The organism is Mesorhizobium sp. M6A.T.Cr.TU.014.01.1.1, from assembly GCF_004022765.1.
GTDB classification, from domain to species: domain Bacteria; phylum Pseudomonadota; class Alphaproteobacteria; order Rhizobiales; family Rhizobiaceae; genus Mesorhizobium; species Mesorhizobium mediterraneum.
Genome location: NZ_RZPG01000002.1, coordinates 46,411 through 64,768, shown reverse-complemented (window position 1 = coordinate 64,768; position 18,358 = coordinate 46,411). Strand labels below are relative to the sequence as shown.

The window sequence follows — 18,358 nt, the reverse complement described above, 5'->3', positions numbered from 1 at the left end:
CCCGCAAGCTGCGGCTGACGGCTGCCGGGGGGAAACGAAATAATGCCCAACAAGATGCTGATAGACGCCTCCCACCCGGAGGAAACACGCGTTGTCGTCGTTCGCGGTAACCGTATTGAAGAATTCGACTTTGAATCCCAGGACAAGAAGCAGCTCAAAGGAAATATCTACCTCGCCCGCGTAACCCGCGTCGAACCCTCGCTTCAGGCAGCCTTTGTCGAATATGGCGGCAACCGTCACGGTTTCCTCGCCTTCAGTGAAATTCATCCCGACTACTACCAGATTCCGGTCGCCGACCGTCAGGCGCTGCTGCGCGCGGAAGCGCAGGAGGCTGAAGACGAGGACGATGAGGACGGCGAAGGCGACGACCGCCAGAGCCGCGATCGCGGCCGGCGCGGGCGCCGGCGCGGTGGCAAGAGCCGCGACCGAGGCGAGCACAAGCGTGATGCAGGTGCGGCCGATTCCGACGATTCTGTCGATTCCCCCGTTTCTGCCGATTCCAGCGAGAACGGCTCCAATGAGAGTGGCGAGGATGCGGTCGCAGAGACCGTCGATGCCGTTTCCGAAAATGTGGAGACGGCGCCCGAGACTTCGGAACATCGCGAGGATGTCGCCAGTCATGAGACGAGTCATGATGAGACGAGTCGTAATGAGACTGGGCCTTCCGAAGGCGGACCCAATTCCATTGCCGCCAGCATCGAAGCGGATGTGATTTCCGAAGCCATGCCGCAGGCGGAGTCGGCCGGAGAAGCCACGTCCACCGACAATGATCGCGGCATGCTGGAAGAGGTGCACTCTACGCATTCGGATGATCATGAGGTCGAATCGGTCGGCGCCGAGGATGCGCTGGAAGAAGCGCGCAATCGCCGCAAGCCGGTGCGCCGGCAGTACAAGATCCAGGAAGTGATCAAGCGCCGGCAGATCCTTCTGGTGCAGGTCGTGAAGGAAGAGCGCGGCAACAAGGGCGCGGCGCTCACCACCTATCTGTCGCTTGCCGGCCGCTATTCGGTGCTGATGCCGAACACGGCGCGCGGCGGCGGCATCTCGCGCAAGATCACCAACGCACAGGACCGCAAGCGACTAAAGGAGGTCGTCGCCGATCTCGAAGTGCCGCAGGGCATGGGCGTCATCCTGCGCACGGCCGGCGAAAGCCGCACCAAGGCCGAGATCAAGCGCGACTACGAATATCTGATGCGGCTTTGGGAAAACGTCCGCAATCTGACGCTGCAGTCCACGGCCCCTGCCCTGGTCTACGAAGAAGGCAGCCTGATCAAGCGCTCGGTGCGCGACCTCTACAACAAGGACATCGACGAGATCCAGGTCTCCGGCGAAGAGGGCTATCGCGAGGCCAAGGACTTCATGCGCATGCTGATGCCGAGCCACGCCAAGGTCGTGCAGCCGTTCCGCGACACGACGCCGATCTTCGTGCGCAATGGCATCGAAGCGCAGCTCGACCGCATGCTGCAGCCGCAGGTGACGCTGAAGAGCGGCGGCTACATCATCATCAACCAGACCGAAGCGCTGGTCGCCATTGACGTCAATTCGGGCCGCTCGACCAAGGAGCACTCGATCGAGGACACGGCGCTTCACACCAACCTGGAAGCGGCCGAGGAAGTCGCACGGCAGCTGAGGCTGCGCGATCTCGCCGGCCTGATCGTCATCGACTTCATCGACATGGAGGAGAACCGCAACAACCGCTCCGTCGAGAAGCGGCTGAAGGATCACCTCAAGAACGATCGCGCCCGCATCCAGGTCGGCCGCATCTCGCATTTCGGCCTGATGGAGATGTCGCGCCAGCGCATCCGTGCCAGCGTGCTGGAATCGACGATGAAGCCGTGTCCGCATTGCGGCGGCACCGGCCATGTCAGGTCCGATTCGTCTGTCGCGCTGATGGTGGTGCGAGCGATCGAGGAATTCCTGCTCAAGGATTCGCGCAGCCACATCACGGTGCGGACGCCGGCCGCAACCGCGCTCTATGTGCTCAACCACAAGCGCGGCACGCTGGTGGAACTCGAAAGCCGCTTCGGCCTGACCATCACCGTCGAAGCCGACGACACGGTTGGCGCCCAGCATTATGCGATCTTCCGCGGCGCGCTGGCGGAAAAGCCTGAAGGCTTCGTCGAGGTGCGCACCTTGCCCGCCTATGTCGAGCCGGAAGAGCCCGCGGACGAAATCGTCATCGAGGAGGCTGAGGACGAGGCTGTTGCACCGGCCGAGCAACCGCGCCAGGCCCAGCAGCCGCAGCAGCCAAGGCTCGCCGAGGATGGCGAAGGCCGCGACCGCAAGCGTCGCAAGCGCCGCAGACGGCGCGGCGGCAAGGATCGCGACCGCGAGCATGGCGCCCCCGTGGAAGGCGCGTCCCTCTCGGCCACTGCCGATGGCGTCTCCGAAGCCTCAAACGATGAAGGCGCCGAAGCAGACCAAGAGGCGCAGGTCGGCGTTACCGAGGCGGTGGACGCGTCGGATGACGGTCAGGGCAAGAAGCGCCGGCGTGGCAAGCGCGGCGGCAAGCGCAATCGCCGTGAAGACGGCGAAGGCGAGGTCGATGTAGGCACTGCCGAGGCGGCTGACAGTCCCGAAGGCGACGTCTTGGAGTCCGTCTCCAGCGAGCCGGTAGCAGCAACGCCGGTCGAAGAGCCTGCGGACCTTGCTCCGGCCAACGACGACACGCCGAGCGCCGAGAAGCCGAAGAAGCCGCGCCGCGCCGCCAAGCCGAAGAAGGCTGCAGCAGACGCCGTCGCCGAGACACCGGTTGCCGAGCCGGAAGCCTCCGCCGAGGCTCCGGCGCCTGTTTCGGAGGAAACAGCCGTGGCCGCCATCGACGAAAAGCCGAAGGCCCGCCCATCGCGACGCAAGCCGGCACCGGTTGATGCTCCGGTTGAGCCGATCGTGTCCTCGACTGTTGCCGACGAGGCAAAGACCGAGGACAAGCCGAAGCGTGCCGGCTGGTGGCAGAAGAAAGGTTTTTTCTAAGCCTTTCAGTTGCTTAGACTGATCTTCTGACAAAAAATCCCGCGCCATCCAAAGACGGCGCGGGATTTTTCTTGCCTGAGATCCCAACGCTATGGCGCGAAGATCGACCAGTTCATCATCTTCGCCAGCCTTTCCAGCGCGATCGATCCCAGCCTGGAATTGCCGTTGGCGTTGAGGCCGGGCGACCAGACGGCGAGCGACGCCACACCAGGAACGACCCCCAATATGCCGCCGCCTACGCCGCTCTTGCCCGGGATGCCGACGCGAAAGGCGAAATCGCCGGAGCCGTCATAATGACCGCAAGTCAGCATCATCGCGCCAATGCGGCGCGCGCGCTCGGCCGACACCACGGAATGGCCGGTCGCCGGGTTCTTGCCGCCATTGGCGAGGAAGCGGCCGGCCAAAGCCAGTTGCCGGCAGCTCATGGCGATGGCGCAATGGTGGAAATAGACGCCCAGCGCCAGGTCCGGCGCGTGGTTGAGATTGCCGAAGGATTTCATGTAATTGGCAAGCGCCAAATTGCGAAAACCAGTGGCGCGTTCCGAAGCCGCGACTTCGCGGTCGATGATGATGGTCTCGTCGTCGGCCAGGAACTGGATGAAGCGCAGGATCTCGCCGATCGCCTCGCGCGGCTGGTGGCCGGCGAGCAGAATGTCGGAAATGACGATGGCGCCGGCATTGATGAACGGATTGCGCGGAATGCCGTTCTCATGCTCGAGCTGGACGATCGAGTTGAACGGGTTGCCCGAAGGCTCGCGCCCGACACGCTGCCACAGCGCGTCGCCGACATTGCCGAGCGCCAATGTCAGCGTGAACACCTTCGAAATGCTCTGGATTGAAAACGGCTCATCGGCGTCGCCCGCCATCAGCACGCGACCGTCATTGGTCACGGCGGCAATGCCGAACTTCTTCGGATCGACCTTGCCGAGTTGCGGAATGTAGGTCGCGACATCGCCGCGATCCGTGCGCTCCGCCATTTCGGCGGCAACTTCGGTCAAAGCTTGTTCAAGGTCCGGCATTCGCGCTACTTCAGCCAGCGTTCGATGCGCGCCATCGCCTCGACCATCTCGTCGTGGCTGCCGGCATAGGAAAAGCGCATGGTTCGATGGCCTTGCAGCGGATCGAAATCGCGGCCGGGCGTCGCCGCAACATGCGCCTCGGCCAGCATCCTGCGCGCGAAGGCCATGCTGTCGTTGGTGTGCCTGGTGACATCGCAGAAGGCGTAGAAGGCGCCATCCATCGGTGCCGCCAGCGCAAAGCCGAGTTCGGGCAGGCGTTTCATCAAAAGCTCGCGATTCCAGGCGTAGCGCGCCTTCACCGCTTCCAATTCCCCAGTCGCCTTGAATGCCTCGATCGCGGCGATCTGGGACAGTTCCGGCGGCGAGATGTAAAGGCTCTGGGCGATGCGCTCGACCGGCCGCACCAATTGTTCCGGCAGCACCATCCAGCCGATGCGCCAACCGGTCATGCAGTAATATTTCGAGAAGGAATTGATCACCGTCATGTCACGGCCGTAGGCAAGCGCCGTGGTGTCCGGCGCAGCATAAGCCAGCCGGTGATAGATCTCGTCGGAGATCACGGCAATGCCGAGCTCTTCCGCCGTCGTCACCAGAGCCGACAGCTCGTCGGCGGGGATAATCGCGCCGGTCGGATTGGCCGGGCTGGCGAACAACACGCCCTTCAGCTTCTTTTCGCGATGCGCGGCCTTCAGGTGTTCAGCGTGGAGATAGGCATCACCGTCGAGCTCGATCTCGACGATCTCGATGCCGAGCGCGGCCATGATGTTGCGATAGGCCGGATAGCCGGGTGCGGCGATGGCGACACGATCACCTGGATCGAACATCGCCAGAAAGGCCAGATTGAAGGCGGCCGACGATCCGGTGGTGACGGCGATCCGGCCGGGCGAGACGTCAAACCCGTAGTGGTCCGCATAGTGCTGCGCGATTGCCTCGCGCAGGCCCGCAAGACCCAATGCGTCGGTGTAGCCGATACGCCCCATCTTCAATGCGTTCGCCGCCGCTTCCCTGACCCCGGCCGGCGCCGGGTCGGACGGCTGGCCAACGGCCATGGAAACAACCGGAACGCCCTTAGCCTTCAGCCGATTCGCTTCCGCCAGAATGTCCATGGCGTGGAACGGCTCGACTTCGCCGCGACGCGAAAGCGATACAACCATTTGACCTCATTCCTTGTCGGCCCTCGGGTCGGCCCCTGCCGGCTGCCGGCGCCGAGCTTTGGCGTCCCGCGCCGCACAAATGCCCGATTGATGTGAGGATCACAAGTTCAGTAAAGTTTCAGTGCCGACTTTTCATCTTTCGCCCGCTCGTCTACCAGTGGACCTGCCATGTTGAATCGACCCAAATCGACGATTGCCAGGGCAGCGCGCGTCTTCGCGACGCTTTCGCTTGCCGCGACGGTCGCCGTGACCAGCACGGTCAGCGCCTTCGCGCAAAACGTGCCGGTGGTGCGCGATGCCGAGATCGAGGCGCTGGTGCGTGACTATGCGCGGCCGATCTTCAGGGCGGCGGGCCTGCCGGAAGACGGCGTCGACATCGTGCTGGTCAACGACCAGAGTTTCAACGCTTTCGTTGCCGGATCTCGTCTGTTCATCAACACCGGTGCCCTGATGTCGGCGGAGACGCCCAACGAGATCATCGGCGTCATCGCCCATGAAGCCGGTCACATTGCCGGCGGGCACCAGCAGAAATTGCGCAACCAGCTCGAACGCGCCAAGACGATGGCCATCATCGCGACGCTGCTTGGCGCCGGTGCCGTCGTCGCCGGCGCCACCACCAAAAGCCGGGGCCTCGCCGGCGCCGGCATGGGGGTTGCGGCTGGCGGCGGCGAGATGGCGCAGCGCAGCATCCTCGCCTATCAGCGCACCGAGGAGATGACCGCCGACCGCTCGGCGATAACCTATCTCAATGCCACCGGCCAGTCCGGCATGGGCATGCTGAAAACCTTCGACCGCTTCCAGAGCGCGCTCTCGCTGTCGGGGGCGCAGGTCGATCCCTACCGGATCAGCCATCCGCTGCCGCGGGAACGCATCGCCAATCTCGAAGTGCTGGTTAAGCAGAGCCCCTATGTCGACAAGGTCGATCCGCCGGCACTGCAGCAGCGGCACGACATGACGCGCATCAAGATCGCCGCCTACATGGAAGGCCAGGCTGCCGCATCGCGGCTGATGCGCAAAAACCCGGGCAGCCTCGCCTCGCAATATGGCGACGCGCAGACGGCCTATCTCTATGGCAATCTGGCCAAAGCGCTTGCCAAGACCAACGCACTGATCAAGGCACAGCCGAAAAACCCCTATTTCCAGGAATTGCGTGGCGACGTCCTGATGAAGGCGAACAAGCCGAGGGACGCGGCGGAAGCCTATGCCAAGGCGGTCAGCCTCGATCCAGCCAGGTCCGGGCTGCTGCCGGTCTCCTACGGCCAGGCGCTGATGGCCGTCGGCACGCCCGATTCCCTGGAGAAAGCGGTGGTGCAGATCAACAAAGGCCTCGGGCGCGACCGGGAAAACGCGGTCGGGTATCGCTATCTGGCGCAGGCTTATGGCGAGCTCGGCAAAATCCCGGCCGCCGACCTTGCGACCGCCGAAGGTCATTTCTATTCCGGCGCCTATAAGGATGCCAAGATCTTCGCAATGCGCGCGCAGATGAAAATGAAGCGCGGCGAGCCGGGCTGGATCCGCGCGCAGGACATCATAAACTACGCACCATCAGGCAAGAAAAAGTGAACCATCCGGCCGTGCGCGGCGACATATAGTCGGACCAATTGGGGCCGGAAACCAGGCAAGAGGATCGAGGACCATGAACAAGGCAATTCTGCTGGGCACCACGGGAGTGGCGGTCGCTCTCGCCATGCTGGGTTTCGGGTTCGTGACCGGAAGTCCGCAAGCGGCAAAGGCCGATGCCGCGCAGATCGCCCAGGCGGCGTCCGCCGACACCAAGATTGACCGGGCCGAAGTCGAGGGCATCATCCGCGATTACCTCTTGAAGAACCCGGAAGTGCTGCTGGAGGCTCAGCAAGCGCTCGAGGCCAAGCAGAAGGAGGCGCAGCAGGTTGCCAGCCTCAGCGTCATCAAAAATGCCAAGGACCAGATCTTCAATTCGACCTTCGACGGCGTCGTCGGCAATCCGAACGGCAAGGTCACCATCGTCGAGTTCTACGATTACAATTGCGGCTACTGCAAACGCGCCATGGAGGACATGCAGGCACTGACGACAGCCGATCCGGACCTGCGCTTCGTGCTCAAGGAGTTCCCTATCCTGGGCCCGGATTCGCAGAAGGCGAGCGTCGTCTCGATGGCCTTCCACCTGATGATGCCGGAGAAATACGGCGAGTTCCACAACGCGCTGCTCGGCGGCCAGGGACGCGCCACCGAGGCGGCGGCCCTCAAGGTAGCGCTTTCGCTCGGCGCCGACGAAGCGGCGCTGCGCGAGAAGATGAAGGACCCGTCGATCGCCGAGGCCCTCTCCAAGACCTATGACCTTGCCAACAAGCTGGCCATCACCGGAACGCCCTCTTATGTGGTCGGCAACGAGGTGGTATTCGGGGCGCTCGGGCAGGAAGTGCTGGCGGAGAAGATCGAGGCGGCCAAGGCCGCACTCTGATCGACCGCTGGTTTTCGGCGCAAGCCGTTTTTCCACCTGTTGTGGACAGCGAAAGAACCCACTTGCGCTCTTTTCGCAGGCGTCTAAGCCCAGTATAGAGGCCCGGTGCGCCGGCTGATGCGGGCGGCGGGAAAGGTCGGCATTTTGAAAACGGTTTTCGTCCTGAACGGTCCCAACCTCAACGCGCTCGGCAAGCGCGAGCCAGGCATCTATGGCGGCAAGACGCTTGCGGCGATCGCTGACGATTGCAAGCAGGCGGGTGCGGCGCTTGGGCTCGAGATCGATTTCCGTCAGTCGAACCATGAGGGCGACCTCGTCGACTGGATACAGGAAGCCGCCGACAAGGCTGTCGGCATCGTCATCAATCCGGGCGCCTACAGCCACACCTCGATCGCCATTCACGACGCCATCCGCTCCGTCGCGCCATTGCCCGTCGCCGAAGTTCATCTTTCCAACATCCATGCGCGGGAATCATTTCGCCACGTCTCCATGGTCTCGCCGGTCGCCGTCGGCATGATCTGCGGGTTCGGGCCGCTCGGCTACACGCTGGCGCTGCAGGCGCTGGCCGCACGCCTATGACCGGCCAACAAACAGAAGGCTCGAAAATGTCGATAAAGAAGAACGGTGTTGACCAGCAGCTTATCCGCGATCTGGCGGGCATACTGAACGACACCAACCTCACCGAGATCGAGGTCGAGTTGGGCGACTTGAAGGTGCGCGTGTCGCGCCAGGCGCCGGCCGTCCATGCGGTCGCCGCACCGCAGCCCGCCTATGCGCCGCCGACAGCGCAGCCGGCGGCCGCAACCACCGCGGCAGCGGCCGAGATTTCCAAGAATGCGGTGGCCTCGCCCATGGTCGGCACCGCCTACCTGGCGCCGTCGCCCGACGCCAAGGCGTTCATCGAGGTCGGCCAGCAGGTCAAGGAAGGCCAGACGCTGCTGATCATCGAGGCGATGAAGACGATGAACCAGATCCCCTCGCCCCGTGCCGGCACGGTGACGGCGATCCTGTTCGAGGATGCGCAGCCGGTCGAATATGGCATGCCGCTCGTCGTGATCGAGTAGAGCCGGGAACAGCCGAGAAATGTTCCAGAAAATCCTCATCGCCAATCGCGGCGAAATCGCTCTGAGAGTGCTGCGCGCCTGCAAGGAGCTCGGCATCCAGACGGTGGTGGTGCATTCGACCGCCGATGCCGATGCCATGCATGTGCGGCTCGCCGACGAGAGCGTCTGCATCGGCCCGCCGCCGTCGCGCGACAGCTATCTCAACATCCACCAGATCGTCGCGGCCTGCGAGATCACCGGCGCCGACGCTGTGCATCCGGGCTATGGCTTCCTGTCGGAGAATGCCAAATTCGCCGATATCCTCGCCGCGCACAACATCACCTTCATCGGCCCGTCCGGCGATCACATCCGCATCATGGGCGACAAGATCGAGGCCAAGCGCACCGCAAAGCGTCTTGGCATTCCGGTGGTGCCCGGCTCCGACGGCGCGGTCACCGAGGAAAAGGAAGCCAAACGCATCGCCGCAGAGATCGGCTATCCCGTGATCATCAAAGCGTCGGCCGGTGGCGGCGGACGCGGCATGAAGGTGGCGCGCAGCGAAGCCGATCTTGTGGTCGCGCTGCAGACGGCGCGCTCGGAAGCCGGAGCCGCCTTTGGCGACGACGCCGTCTACATCGAGAAATATCTCGAAAAGCCGCGCCATATCGAGGTGCAAGTGTTCGGCGACGGTGCTGGCCGCGGCGTGCATTTCGGCGAACGCGACTGCTCGCTGCAGCGGCGCCACCAGAAGGTCTGGGAAGAGGCGCCCTCGCCGGCGCTCAATGCCGAGGAGCGCGCGCATATTGGCGGCGTCTGTGCCAAGGCTATCGCCGATCTCGGCTACTCCGGCGCCGGCACCATCGAATTCCTCTACGAGAACGGCGAATTCTACTTCATCGAGATGAACACCCGCCTGCAGGTCGAGCATCCGGTGACGGAGGCGATCACCGGCATCGACCTCGTGCATGAGCAGATCCGCGTCGCCTCGGGCGGCGGGCTTTCGGTGCGCCAGGAAGATATCCGCTTTCAGGGCCACGCCATCGAATGCCGCATCAATGCCGAGGATCCGCGAACCTTCACCCCGTCACCCGGCACGATCACCCATTTCCACACGCCGGGCGGCCTCGGCATCCGCGTCGATTCCGGCGTCTATTCCGGCTACAAGATCCCGCCCTATTACGACAGCCTGATCGGCAAGCTGATCGTGCACGGCCGCAACCGTGTCGAATGCATGATGCGGCTGCGGCGGGCGCTCGACGAATTTGTCGTCGACGGCATCAAGACGACACTGCCGCTGTTTCGTGATCTCGTCGGCAATGCCGATATCGCCAATGGCGAGTATGACATCCACTGGCTGGAAAAATATCTGGCCAAAGAGGATTAGGTCGTGAACTTATAGAATATAATGATGCGATGACCCGTCCCTACGCGCCAGGCTATCGCATACCGACCGACCTGTTGCTCAAGGCCTACGCCTCGGGCGTCTTCCCGATGGCCGAAAGCGCCACCGATCCCGAAGTGTTCTGGGTACGGCCGGAGACGCGCGGCATCATCCCTCTCGATGGTTTTCACACGCCCAAAAGCCTGAGGAAAGCGATCCGGAAAAACCCGTTCGACATCCGTTTCGATTTCGACTTCGAGGCGACCATCGATGGCTGCGCCGAGAGGCGCGAGGAGCGCCGGTCGACCTGGATCAATGCGCCGATCCGCGAAGCCTATGTCGAACTCCATCGGATGGGCCATTGCCACTCGGTCGAAGCCTGGCGCGAGGGTCGGCTGGTTGGCGGCCTCTATGGCGTGTCGCTCGGCCGGGTGTTCTTCGGCGAAAGCATGTTCGCCAGGGAAACGGACGCGTCGAAGGTCTGCCTGGTGCATCTGGTCGAGCGCCTGAAGGAACGGCACTTTGCGCTGCTCGACACGCAGTTCACCACCGAGCACCTCAAACGCTTCGGCGCGGTCGACGTGCCAAGGGGCAGATACGAAAAGATGCTGGCTGACGCGCTGAAGGGCGAAGCGGTCTTCTTTCCCTGACGATCCGTCCAATCAGCCTTTCGCCGGGACTTCCAACGGCGTCTGTGAATGGAACATCATCTTCCAGCCATTGACGCGATGGACATAGCCGGTGCTGACCAGCGCCGCATAAGGCTCGCCATTCTCGCGAGTGGCGTGGGCCTCATAGGTCAGCATGACGATGTCGCTACCCGGCTCGATGATGCCCTTGAGGTCGATGTCGAGATCGCGCCAGCGGTTCGGGTCCGTCGCGGTTTCGGCCAGATCGGCGTTGCTCATCGCCTGCGCCATCTGTGGGAACGCCACCAGGCATTCGGTGTCGGCATTGGCTTTGAAATAGGCTGCGTCACCGGTCCAGAACCCTTTTTCGAGTTCGAGAAGCTCGCCTTTGTTGGCCATCATCGGAACGTCCTCCGCACGTGCCCTAACGCGCGGCTGGCAGGGCAGTTCCGAAAGGACGCAGCGCTCTAGTTGGTCTTGGCCGCGTCGGGTGCCGGCACATCCGACTTCTGCTTGCAGCCCTTCAGCCAGACGTCGTAGACGGCGTGCTCGACAGCGTTGAGGCCGGGGCTCTCGGCAAACATCCAGCCTGTGAAGATGCGGCGGATCTTGCGATCCAGCGTGATCTCGTCGACCTCGACGAAGGAATCGGTCTTTGGCTCTTCGGTTTGCGGCCGCGAATAGCAGATGCGCGGCGTCACCTGCAAAGCACCGAACTGCACCGTCTCGTCGATATAGACATCGAAGGTGATGATGCGGCCGGTGATCTTGTCGATGCCGGCGAATTCGGCGACGGGATTGGTGATGCGTTGTGGTGCCGCCGGTGCCGCCGGCGCCACTGTCGCATCCGGTTCCACTGTCGCATCCGGTTCCATTGGCGCATCCGGGTCCACTGGCGCCTCAAATTCCGTCGGCGCCCCCGGGTTCACTGGCGCCTCAAATTCCGTCGGCGCCCCCGGGTCCGCTGGCACCTCCAACGTCTGCGCGGCGGCCATGCTAAAAGCGGCAAAACCGGCGGCGGCCACCGTCAGTCCGCCTATCGAGATTCGGCTGAAAATGCTCATGCAAGGGGTCCGGTGGTTTGCGCCCGGGGTGATTCTGTCGCGCCCAAGGCTAGTCGCTGCTGTCAGATCAGCAAGCAGCTAAACGCCAATTGTGGCGATAAAGGACCGATCTCCACCTTGACGAGCGGTTACGAACCCGGCGTCCAGGCGTCGTAATCGCCTGTCACCTGCGGGCGGTGCTGATTGGTAAGCACCGAGCCCTTGGGGCGATAGGCGGCGGCACTTCCGGTGAGGTTCGGCTGATGCGGCTTCTGCCAGTCGCGTGGCTTGTAATTGTCGCTCGGCGGCGCGACATCGACGCGGTGATGCATCCAGCCATGCCAGCCGGGCGGAATCATCGAGGCTTCCGAATAGTCGCGATAGATGACCCAGCGGCGGGTGCGGCCTTCCGAATCGACCCCGCCCTCGTAGTAGACGTTGCCAGCCTCGTCCTGTCCGATTTTCTTGCCATGCCGCCAGGTGTGGAAGCGCGTTCCCAGCGTCTGGCTGTTCCACCAGGTGAAAAACTGCAGAAGGAAAGTTTTCATCCAAATCCTCGCGGCGGACGCCCCATTGCCTGCTTATGGCGTCAGGTCATCGCGAAGGCAAGGGTTTGCCGCAAGAGCCGCGCAAATGGCTGTCAGAAAACCGATGTCCGTTATCGATGCGGACGCATATGGGACAGTCGATGTTTAAGGGCTTGCCTTCAATGCTCGACTGAAAGCAGTGGTGACCATACTGATCAGTTCCGTATGGATTTCGCGCCGTGTGCGGCCTCCGCCATCCATGCAAATCGGATCACCAACCTTTTCAGCTTCGGCGAGCTCAGGCGCACCAGGTTTGCATTCGGCAAACATGCTGTAATGGCTCGCATCTCCGATTGTGGAATAAGTTGCATTTGGGATGGCTTTTGCAATTTTGGCGGCCTGCGCGGTCAGAGGGATTTTCCCTGGTTGACCTAGATTTGTGAGTTCAACAGGAATTGAGATCTGCGAAAAGCTGTTGAATTCGAAGACATCGGCGGGTGCAGGATCAATCGCCATTGCAAATCTGATACGCATATCTTCATTGTTGCGGCCGGCCGATGTCAGTTCCATGGCGTGAAGATCAACGCCGCTTTGCCTGACCCATCCACAAAGAGAAGGGTTGAGCGCGTCCGTATCGCAATAGCCCGCCAAGCGTTTTGCATCGATGCGGGCACCAGCTATCGCCAAAGCTGTGCTTCCGCCCATGGAAAGCCCGAGCGTACCTACCTTGTCATGTTCGAGGTGCTCTTCGAAAAAAGGGGCTTTGTCCATCGCATTCAAGGTCTCGGTGATATCCGCAGGTCTCAGCCAAAGCTTCATCGTTTCCACCGCGGATCGGTTTGCGCCTGTATTTCCGGGATGGGTAGGGGCCGCCACAACGAACCCCTGCTTCGCCAATGGCATCGCAATCCAGCTCAAGGCTTGCGCGTTTCCTGCCAGGCCAGCGCCATGGGATAGCAATATGACAGGAAATTTTCCATCCGAGATTGGGGCATCGAGCATGGCAGGCGTTCCCACAAAAAACATGCTCTCCCCAAGCATAATCGGTTTGCCACCCGAAGATGCCGGGTACCAAACGGTCACGTCGAGATCGACCCCGCGCTCTTTGGAGAGAGCCGCAATCTGACGCACACCGACATTGTCGCTGGCGACGGCTGGCTGTTGCACCACCAACGTCGAAGACGCGACGGCCCAAAGCATAGCCAAGACATTCATCAAGAACTTCATTGTTTTCCTCTTGCGCTCGTCATCATCGTCACGCTGTCAATTCTCGTACCGGAGTTCGGATAGTTGCCGATAAGAATGAGCTTCAGCGTTCAGGCCCCAAGATTGACCGGAATTCAGGCTGGCTCGCCCTCGAACGCGATCTTGGACGTCCGAGATCGTGATCAAGGTGGTTTCGCGCGATGAATTCAGCCCCTATGTGCAGGATTACGAGGCGGCAGGTGCCCCGTTTTGCGTTTCGGGCGCCGCAGACGTTTCGCCACCGACCCGGCGATAGGCGCTGGGTGTCATGCCCGTGACGCGCAGGAACTCGCGGTTGAAGTTCGACTTCGTGCCAAAACCCGATTCCAGCATGACGACTGTCACCGGATCGCGTGTCGAGACCAGCCGTCGCTGCGCATCGCTGACCCGGTATTCATTTACGACTTGGGAAACGTTGCGGCCATGAACCCGGTTAATCGCTCCAGAAATCTGTCGCGCAGGTATTCCGGCGCGCCGTGCCACACGGTCCAGCGTCAGGTCCGGATCGCGATAAAGATGCTGTTCAGCCATCAGTGCATCAATCCGGCGTATAACGACCTTGTCCGCCTCGGAAAGATCCTCGCTGACCGGCGAAGAGTAAGAGAGTGAAGGCAGTGGCTCGAAGGTGGCGAATGCGAGACCCTCCTCTGTGGCGTTGAATTCCATTTCAGGGCGAGTGTCGTCCGCGACGGTTGCGGCGTAACCGGCGACGCTAGCCACAGAACGCTCGCAGCGGTCAGGAGCATTTGGGCCTGCCGCCCATCACCAAAAAGGAGATCAAGCGATACCGTTGCATCGACAAAGGCGGTGATAATGAGAAGAAGCGCGACCGCGACGAGCGCCTTGTGCGCGGTCCACTCGTCACTAAGCCGCACAGCCGCAAGCGCACTCGGGCCTTGCCGAGCAACTCGCAAGAGCGCGAGGCCGTATCCGAGATTGATCACGAAAAGAACAATGTCGATTGGTGCACGCCAGAAGGCGACGAGAGCCGTGACGAGGCACGCCGGCATTAAATGCGGCCACAGGTCTGAGGGTTTCGCTAGGTTCTTGCGACGAAGCTGATCGAAGGCGGCGAAGGAAAGCGCGGGCAGGACAGCGGCGAGGATTGGCTGGATGAAGCGGGCCGGATACCAACCGACGTTCCAGTTCAATCCTGACACAGTCGCCTGAATTGCGAAGGCGGCCACGAGCAGCGGAAAGAGCCCGAGCTTTCCTTGTCCCTGCCGGGTCATCCGCACGAGGATAAGGAGCAGAACAAGCGAAATGACGAACGGGAGCGGTATCGAAGGCATGTATAACCATTACCACGTAAGAGGCTTCTTCATTGCGCCGTGGGTGATGGTGGACGCCCCTAAATTTTAGATGAAATTTTGTCGCGTGAATTCGCCGCAGAAGGCGAAGATTCGCGACCAACTTTTGCGAGCGGCCGGGCATCCGCGCACGTAGCGATCTTATCATTACAAAGGCCAACGACTTTACACATCGAGGCTGAGGGCATTGCGCCGTCGGCGCTGACGCTGTTGCGGTGGGGCGGCGGTTGCTGATCTCGCGCCCGCCGGACGCATGCTTGCCAAGTTTGTTTCGTCTCCCTAAAGCTCTGCGCGCCCCGTGCGGGTACATGGTTGACTGGTCTTGAGGGAGATGAAGCTTGGCCCCAGACGCATCCGGCGCGGATCCGCGGATCAGCGCCAGCTCCATTCGCCTGCGCAAGGGCGGCGTGCCGATCGTCTGCCTCACCGCCTATACCTACCCCGTCGCGCGCTTGCTCGACGATCATGTCGACCTGCTTCTGGTCGGCGACAGCGTCGCCATGGTTCTCCATGGCCACAAGACCACGCTGGGCGCCTCGCTGGAGATGATGATCGCCCATGGACAAGCGGTGCTGCGGGGTTCAGCCAGGGCCTGCGTGGTGGTCGACATGCCGGCCGGAAGCTACGAGGCTACGCCGCGCCAAGCCGTTGCCTCGGCGCAGCGGATCGTCGACGAAACCGGTTGCCAGGCGGTCAAGCTGGAGGGCGGCGTCACAGTTGCCCGGCAGATTGCGGCGATCGTCGCTGCCGGCATTCCGGTCATGGGACATATCGGCTTGCAGCCGCAATCGGTGGAAAGCGACGGCGGCTACAGGATCAAGGGCCGGACCGAGGAGAATGTGGCCGCCCTTTATCGCGATGCGGACGCGGTCGAGAAGGCCGGCGCGTTTTCTGTGGTCATCGAAGGCACCGTCGAGACCGTCGCCGCCGACCTCACCCGGCACATTTCCATTCCAACCATCGGCATCGGCGCCAGCGGCGACTGCGACGGCCAAATCCTGGTCGTCGACGACATGGTCGGCCTGACCGTCGATCGCGTGCCGAAATTCGTCAAGCAATATGCCGACCTGCGCAGCGCCATATCGCAGGCGGCAGCCAGCTATGCAGCGGAGGTGCGAAGCCGGACTTTTCCCGGCCCGGGCCATGTCTTTTCCGCCGCAGCCGAAAAGGACAAGGCATGAGCCGGCCGTTCGTCGTCGACAGCGTCGCCGCCCTACGCGCGCAAATCCGCAACTGGCGCCGCGATGGCCTCAGCGTCGCCATGGTGCCGACCATGGGTGCCTTGCATGACGGCCATATCTCGCTGGTGGAGATCGCGCTCGAAAGGGCCGAACGCTGCGTCGTTTCGATCTTCGTCAACCCGACCCAGTTCGCGCCCAGCGAAGACCTCGACAAATATCCGCGCCAGCTCGCCCGCGATCTCGACCGGCTGGCCGAGGCCGGCGCACAACTCGTCTTCACCCCCGATGTTGCGGAGATGTATCCGGCCGGCTTCGCCACAAAGATCTCGGTCGGCGGACCGGCTGCCGGGCTGGAATCGGATTTCCGGCCGACCTTCTTCGACGGCGTCGCCACGGTCGTGGCTAAGCTCTTCCTGCAGGCGTTGCCTGACTGTGCGGTCTTTGGCGAAAAGGACTACCAGCAGCTTTGCGTCGTCAGGCAGCTCTGCCGTGACCTCGATCTGCCGGTGGATATCATCGGCGCGCCAACGGTACGCGACGCGCATGGCCTCGCCATGTCGTCACGCAACGCCTATCTGAGCGAAGCCGAGCTCGAGGTGGCGCGCCAACTCAACGTCATTTTGCGCCGGGCAGCAGTGGCACTTGCGGCCGGCAGTGACGAAGGCAGCGCGACCGCCGAGGCCAGCCGCGCGCTCGTCAAGGCTGGCTTCGACAAAGTCGACTATGTCGCGGCGCGCGAGAGCATGACGCTCGCCCCGTGGCGACGAGACCGTGCCGGACGCCTGCTCGCGGCCGCCTGGTTGGGCAAGACCAGGCTGATCGATAATATGGAAACTCCCTCCACTTAAAGCGCGTCCGCGACTAAAGGGATTTGTGAGCTTCACCTCCAAAATCCGCAGCATCAGGCCGGCTCCGTTACAATTCGGCCAAAATCATGGTGCGGTCCTGCGCGCTCCAGGAGCGCTGCATCATGCTCGGCTGGAAAGAGAACGATTTCTGGCGCGGATCCTCAATCTTGATACCAGCATTTGTCGAGCGGCTGCTCCCCTATCTGTTCGCGCTTGCATTGATCTGCATCGCGGTCGCCTTCCGGCCGCTGCTGCCTGTCGATGAAACGCGATATCTCAGCGTCACCTGGGAGATGTATCTGAGCGGAAAGATCTTCGTTCCGACGATGAATTTCGCGCCCTATCTGCAAAAGCCGCCGCTGCTGTTCTGGCTTATCGATCTGGTCTGGGACATTTTTGGCGTAAGCCGGGTTGCCGCGATGCTCGTTATCTTCGTTGCCTCGTCGCTCGTCATCTGGCTGACGACTCGTCTGACAAAAACCCTCTTTCCCGGACGCGACGACATCGCAGGCCGTGTCCCCTGGCTGGTCGCGGGAAGCATCGTCTTCGTCATTTATTCGACCCTGATCCTGTTCGACATGCTGCTGACGGTCTTCGTGCTTGCCGCGCTTTTGTCGTTGCTTGCCTTTGCCAGGAGCGGCAACCGCTGGCACGCCGTGCTGGCGGGATTATTCATCGGGCTGGGTGTCTTGACGAAAGGTCCGGTGGTGCTCATCCATGTCGGCGCCCCCATCCTGCTCTATCCATTCTGGCGCGATCGGCAGGCCGGACTGGCGACGCCGAAATTCTTCGCTGGGGTAGGCCTGGCAATTCTCGCCGCATTGATCCCGGTGGCGATGTGGCTAGTGCCGGCGACCATCCTGACCAAAGGCAACTTCGTCTACGACCTTGTCTGGAACCAGTCGGCAGGGCGTGTCACCGGCAATCTGCACAACTCCCATCACCGGCCGTTCTATTTCTACGTCGTGCTGATGCCGATCATGCTCATACCGTGGATCTTCATACCCGAAATATGGCGGCTGAGGCTGGGCGCCCGGATACGTGGCCTGATCGACACGAGATCGCCAGACCTGCGCGCGCTGCGCCTGCTGTCGTTCTCGTTCGTCGCGGTTTTACTGGTCTTCAGCGCGATATCCGGCAAGCAGCCTCACTATGTGGTGCCGATCCTGCCATTTGCGACCATCCTGTTCGGGTATTTCATGGCGGAGATCCCACTAGCGAGGCTCAGAAACTCGGCCTTCATCCTGCTTGCCATTTTCGGCATCGGCCATGCCGTAGCATCAGCGACCGTTTTCAAACGTGACGATCTCATGCCGCTGGCCAACTTTATCGACGAGCGAAAGAATGCGGATTGGGCTGTCGCCTTCGACTACCAGGACGAGGTCGGCTTCCTTGCCCGATTGCAGAAGCCGTTCGAAAGCACCGACAATCCCGAGGAATGGCTTCGTTCCCATCCTGGCGGCTATGTCATCGACAAATCCAAGGACCCTGGGACATCGGAGCAAATCGCTTTCCGCGTTCGCGTCGAACGAGGCTATCTTGTCGTCCTCAAGGGCCAACACTGA

The 18,358-nt window shown here is 62.0% G+C and carries 16 protein-coding genes and 1 pseudogene; 10 read left to right on the top strand and 7 right to left on the bottom strand.

Annotated features, from left to right (window positions below):
• The first annotated feature begins 42 nt into the window (after positions 1-42).
• The gene (locus EN885_RS02740) at positions 43-2,973 is read left to right on the top strand and encodes a ribonuclease E/G (protein ID WP_128241173.1); all 2,931 of its coding nucleotides are present in this window, start codon (positions 43-45) and stop codon (positions 2,971-2,973) included.
• A gap of 89 nt (positions 2,974-3,062) precedes the next feature.
• Here EN885_RS02740 and EN885_RS02735 read toward each other — a convergent pair whose 3' ends face one another.
• Together EN885_RS02735 and EN885_RS02730 are read right to left on the bottom strand one after the other, a co-directional pair.
• Positions 3,063-3,992 (bottom strand): glutaminase, encoded by a 930-nt coding sequence (locus EN885_RS02735; RefSeq protein WP_164759084.1) that lies wholly within the window; start codon positions 3,990-3,992, stop codon positions 3,063-3,065.
• A gap of 5 nt (positions 3,993-3,997) precedes the next feature.
• The gene (locus EN885_RS02730) at positions 3,998-5,146 is read right to left on the bottom strand and encodes an aminotransferase class I/II-fold pyridoxal phosphate-dependent enzyme (RefSeq protein WP_127204409.1); all 1,149 of its coding nucleotides are present in this window, start codon (positions 5,144-5,146) and stop codon (positions 3,998-4,000) included.
• Positions 5,147-5,314: 168 nt separating this feature from the next.
• Here EN885_RS02730 and EN885_RS02725 point away from each other — a divergent pair, with 168 nt between their 5' ends.
• The 6 genes from EN885_RS02725 to aat all read left to right on the top strand — a co-directional run bounded on the left by EN885_RS02725 (position 5,315) and on the right by aat (position 10,660).
• Positions 5,315-6,709 carry a M48 family metalloprotease gene (locus tag EN885_RS02725; protein ID WP_126106744.1) on the top strand — a complete coding sequence of 465 codons (1,395 nt, stop codon included), beginning with the start codon at positions 5,315-5,317 and terminating at the stop codon, positions 6,707-6,709.
• Between the two features lie 73 nt (positions 6,710-6,782).
• The gene (locus tag EN885_RS02720; protein WP_095489487.1) at positions 6,783-7,586 is read left to right on the top strand and encodes a DsbA family protein; all 804 of its coding nucleotides are present in this window, start codon (positions 6,783-6,785) and stop codon (positions 7,584-7,586) included.
• A gap of 144 nt (positions 7,587-7,730) precedes the next feature.
• A complete protein-coding gene (aroQ, locus tag EN885_RS02715) occupies positions 7,731-8,165 on the top strand; it encodes a type II 3-dehydroquinate dehydratase (protein ID WP_126106746.1) in 435 nt (144 codons plus the stop codon).
• Positions 8,166-8,191: 26 nt separating this feature from the next.
• Entirely contained in the window at positions 8,192-8,650 is a 459-nt protein-coding gene (gene accB, locus EN885_RS02710) for an acetyl-CoA carboxylase biotin carboxyl carrier protein (protein ID WP_128241174.1), read from the top strand.
• 19 nt (positions 8,651-8,669) lie between these two features.
• Complete coding sequence (gene accC, locus EN885_RS02705) at positions 8,670-10,013, top strand: acetyl-CoA carboxylase biotin carboxylase subunit (protein ID WP_095489489.1); 1,344 nt, start codon at positions 8,670-8,672, stop codon at positions 10,011-10,013.
• A gap of 29 nt (positions 10,014-10,042) precedes the next feature.
• Positions 10,043-10,660 carry a leucyl/phenylalanyl-tRNA--protein transferase gene (gene aat, locus EN885_RS02700; RefSeq protein WP_128241175.1) on the top strand — a complete coding sequence of 206 codons (618 nt, stop codon included), beginning with the start codon at positions 10,043-10,045 and terminating at the stop codon, positions 10,658-10,660.
• A gap of 12 nt (positions 10,661-10,672) precedes the next feature.
• Here the strand turns inward: aat and EN885_RS02695 are convergent, their stop codons facing one another.
• The 5 genes and pseudogenes from EN885_RS02695 to EN885_RS02675 form a co-directional block, all read right to left on the bottom strand.
• Entirely contained in the window at positions 10,673-11,041 is a 369-nt protein-coding gene (locus tag EN885_RS02695; protein ID WP_128241176.1) for a hypothetical protein, read from the bottom strand.
• A 65-nt stretch (positions 11,042-11,106) separates the two neighbouring features.
• A complete protein-coding gene (locus EN885_RS02690; protein ID WP_245461418.1) occupies positions 11,107-11,514 on the bottom strand; it encodes a DUF2155 domain-containing protein in 408 nt (135 codons plus the stop codon).
• A 317-nt stretch (positions 11,515-11,831) separates the two neighbouring features.
• The gene (locus tag EN885_RS02685; protein ID WP_128241177.1) at positions 11,832-12,230 is read right to left on the bottom strand and encodes an NADH:ubiquinone oxidoreductase subunit NDUFA12; all 399 of its coding nucleotides are present in this window, start codon (positions 12,228-12,230) and stop codon (positions 11,832-11,834) included.
• A gap of 144 nt (positions 12,231-12,374) precedes the next feature.
• The gene (locus EN885_RS02680; protein WP_128241178.1) at positions 12,375-13,436 is read right to left on the bottom strand and encodes a dienelactone hydrolase; all 1,062 of its coding nucleotides are present in this window, start codon (positions 13,434-13,436) and stop codon (positions 12,375-12,377) included.
• A gap of 204 nt (positions 13,437-13,640) precedes the next feature.
• A pseudogene (locus EN885_RS02675) lies at positions 13,641-14,746 on the bottom strand (AraC family transcriptional regulator).
• A gap of 356 nt (positions 14,747-15,102) precedes the next feature.
• Here EN885_RS02675 and panB point away from each other — a divergent pair.
• The 3 genes from panB to EN885_RS02660 all read left to right on the top strand — a co-directional run bounded on the left by panB (position 15,103) and on the right by EN885_RS02660 (position 18,358).
• Positions 15,103-15,945, top strand: a complete 843-nt coding sequence (gene panB / locus EN885_RS02670) for a 3-methyl-2-oxobutanoate hydroxymethyltransferase (protein WP_128241179.1) — start codon at positions 15,103-15,105, stop codon at positions 15,943-15,945.
• Complete coding sequence (panC, locus tag EN885_RS02665) at positions 15,942-16,793, top strand: pantoate--beta-alanine ligase (RefSeq protein WP_128241180.1); 852 nt, start codon at positions 15,942-15,944, stop codon at positions 16,791-16,793. The genes panB and panC overlap by 4 nt, the downstream gene beginning before the upstream one ends.
• A gap of 167 nt (positions 16,794-16,960) precedes the next feature.
• Entirely contained in the window at positions 16,961-18,358 is a 1,398-nt protein-coding gene (locus tag EN885_RS02660) for a glycosyltransferase family 39 protein (protein ID WP_164897772.1), read from the top strand.

Coding starts and splice junctions, on each gene's coding strand:
- EN885_RS02720 (WP_095489487.1), top strand. CDS start 6,783: ATGAACAAGGCAATTCTGCTGGGCACCACGGGAGTGGCGGTCGCTCTC.
- panC (WP_128241180.1), top strand. CDS start 15,942: ATGAGCCGGCCGTTCGTCGTCGACAGCGTCGCCGCCCTACGCGCGCAA.
- EN885_RS02740 (WP_128241173.1), top strand. CDS start 43: ATGCCCAACAAGATGCTGATAGACGCCTCCCACCCGGAGGAAACACGC.
- accC (WP_095489489.1), top strand. CDS start 8,670: ATGTTCCAGAAAATCCTCATCGCCAATCGCGGCGAAATCGCTCTGAGA.
- accB (WP_128241174.1), top strand. CDS start 8,192: ATGTCGATAAAGAAGAACGGTGTTGACCAGCAGCTTATCCGCGATCTG.
- EN885_RS02725 (WP_126106744.1), top strand. CDS start 5,315: ATGTTGAATCGACCCAAATCGACGATTGCCAGGGCAGCGCGCGTCTTC.
- EN885_RS02680 (WP_128241178.1), bottom strand. CDS start 13,436: ATGAAGTTCTTGATGAATGTCTTGGCTATGCTTTGGGCCGTCGCGTCT.
- EN885_RS02690 (WP_245461418.1), bottom strand. CDS start 11,514: ATGGAACCGGATGCGACAGTGGAACCGGATGCGACAGTGGCGCCGGCG.
- aat (WP_128241175.1), top strand. CDS start 10,043: ATGACCCGTCCCTACGCGCCAGGCTATCGCATACCGACCGACCTGTTG.
- EN885_RS02730 (WP_127204409.1), bottom strand. CDS start 5,146: ATGGTTGTATCGCTTTCGCGTCGCGGCGAAGTCGAGCCGTTCCACGCC.
- EN885_RS02685 (WP_128241177.1), bottom strand. CDS start 12,230: ATGAAAACTTTCCTTCTGCAGTTTTTCACCTGGTGGAACAGCCAGACG.
- EN885_RS02735 (WP_164759084.1), bottom strand. CDS start 3,992: ATGCCGGACCTTGAACAAGCTTTGACCGAAGTTGCCGCCGAAATGGCG.
- EN885_RS02695 (WP_128241176.1), bottom strand. CDS start 11,041: ATGATGGCCAACAAAGGCGAGCTTCTCGAACTCGAAAAAGGGTTCTGG.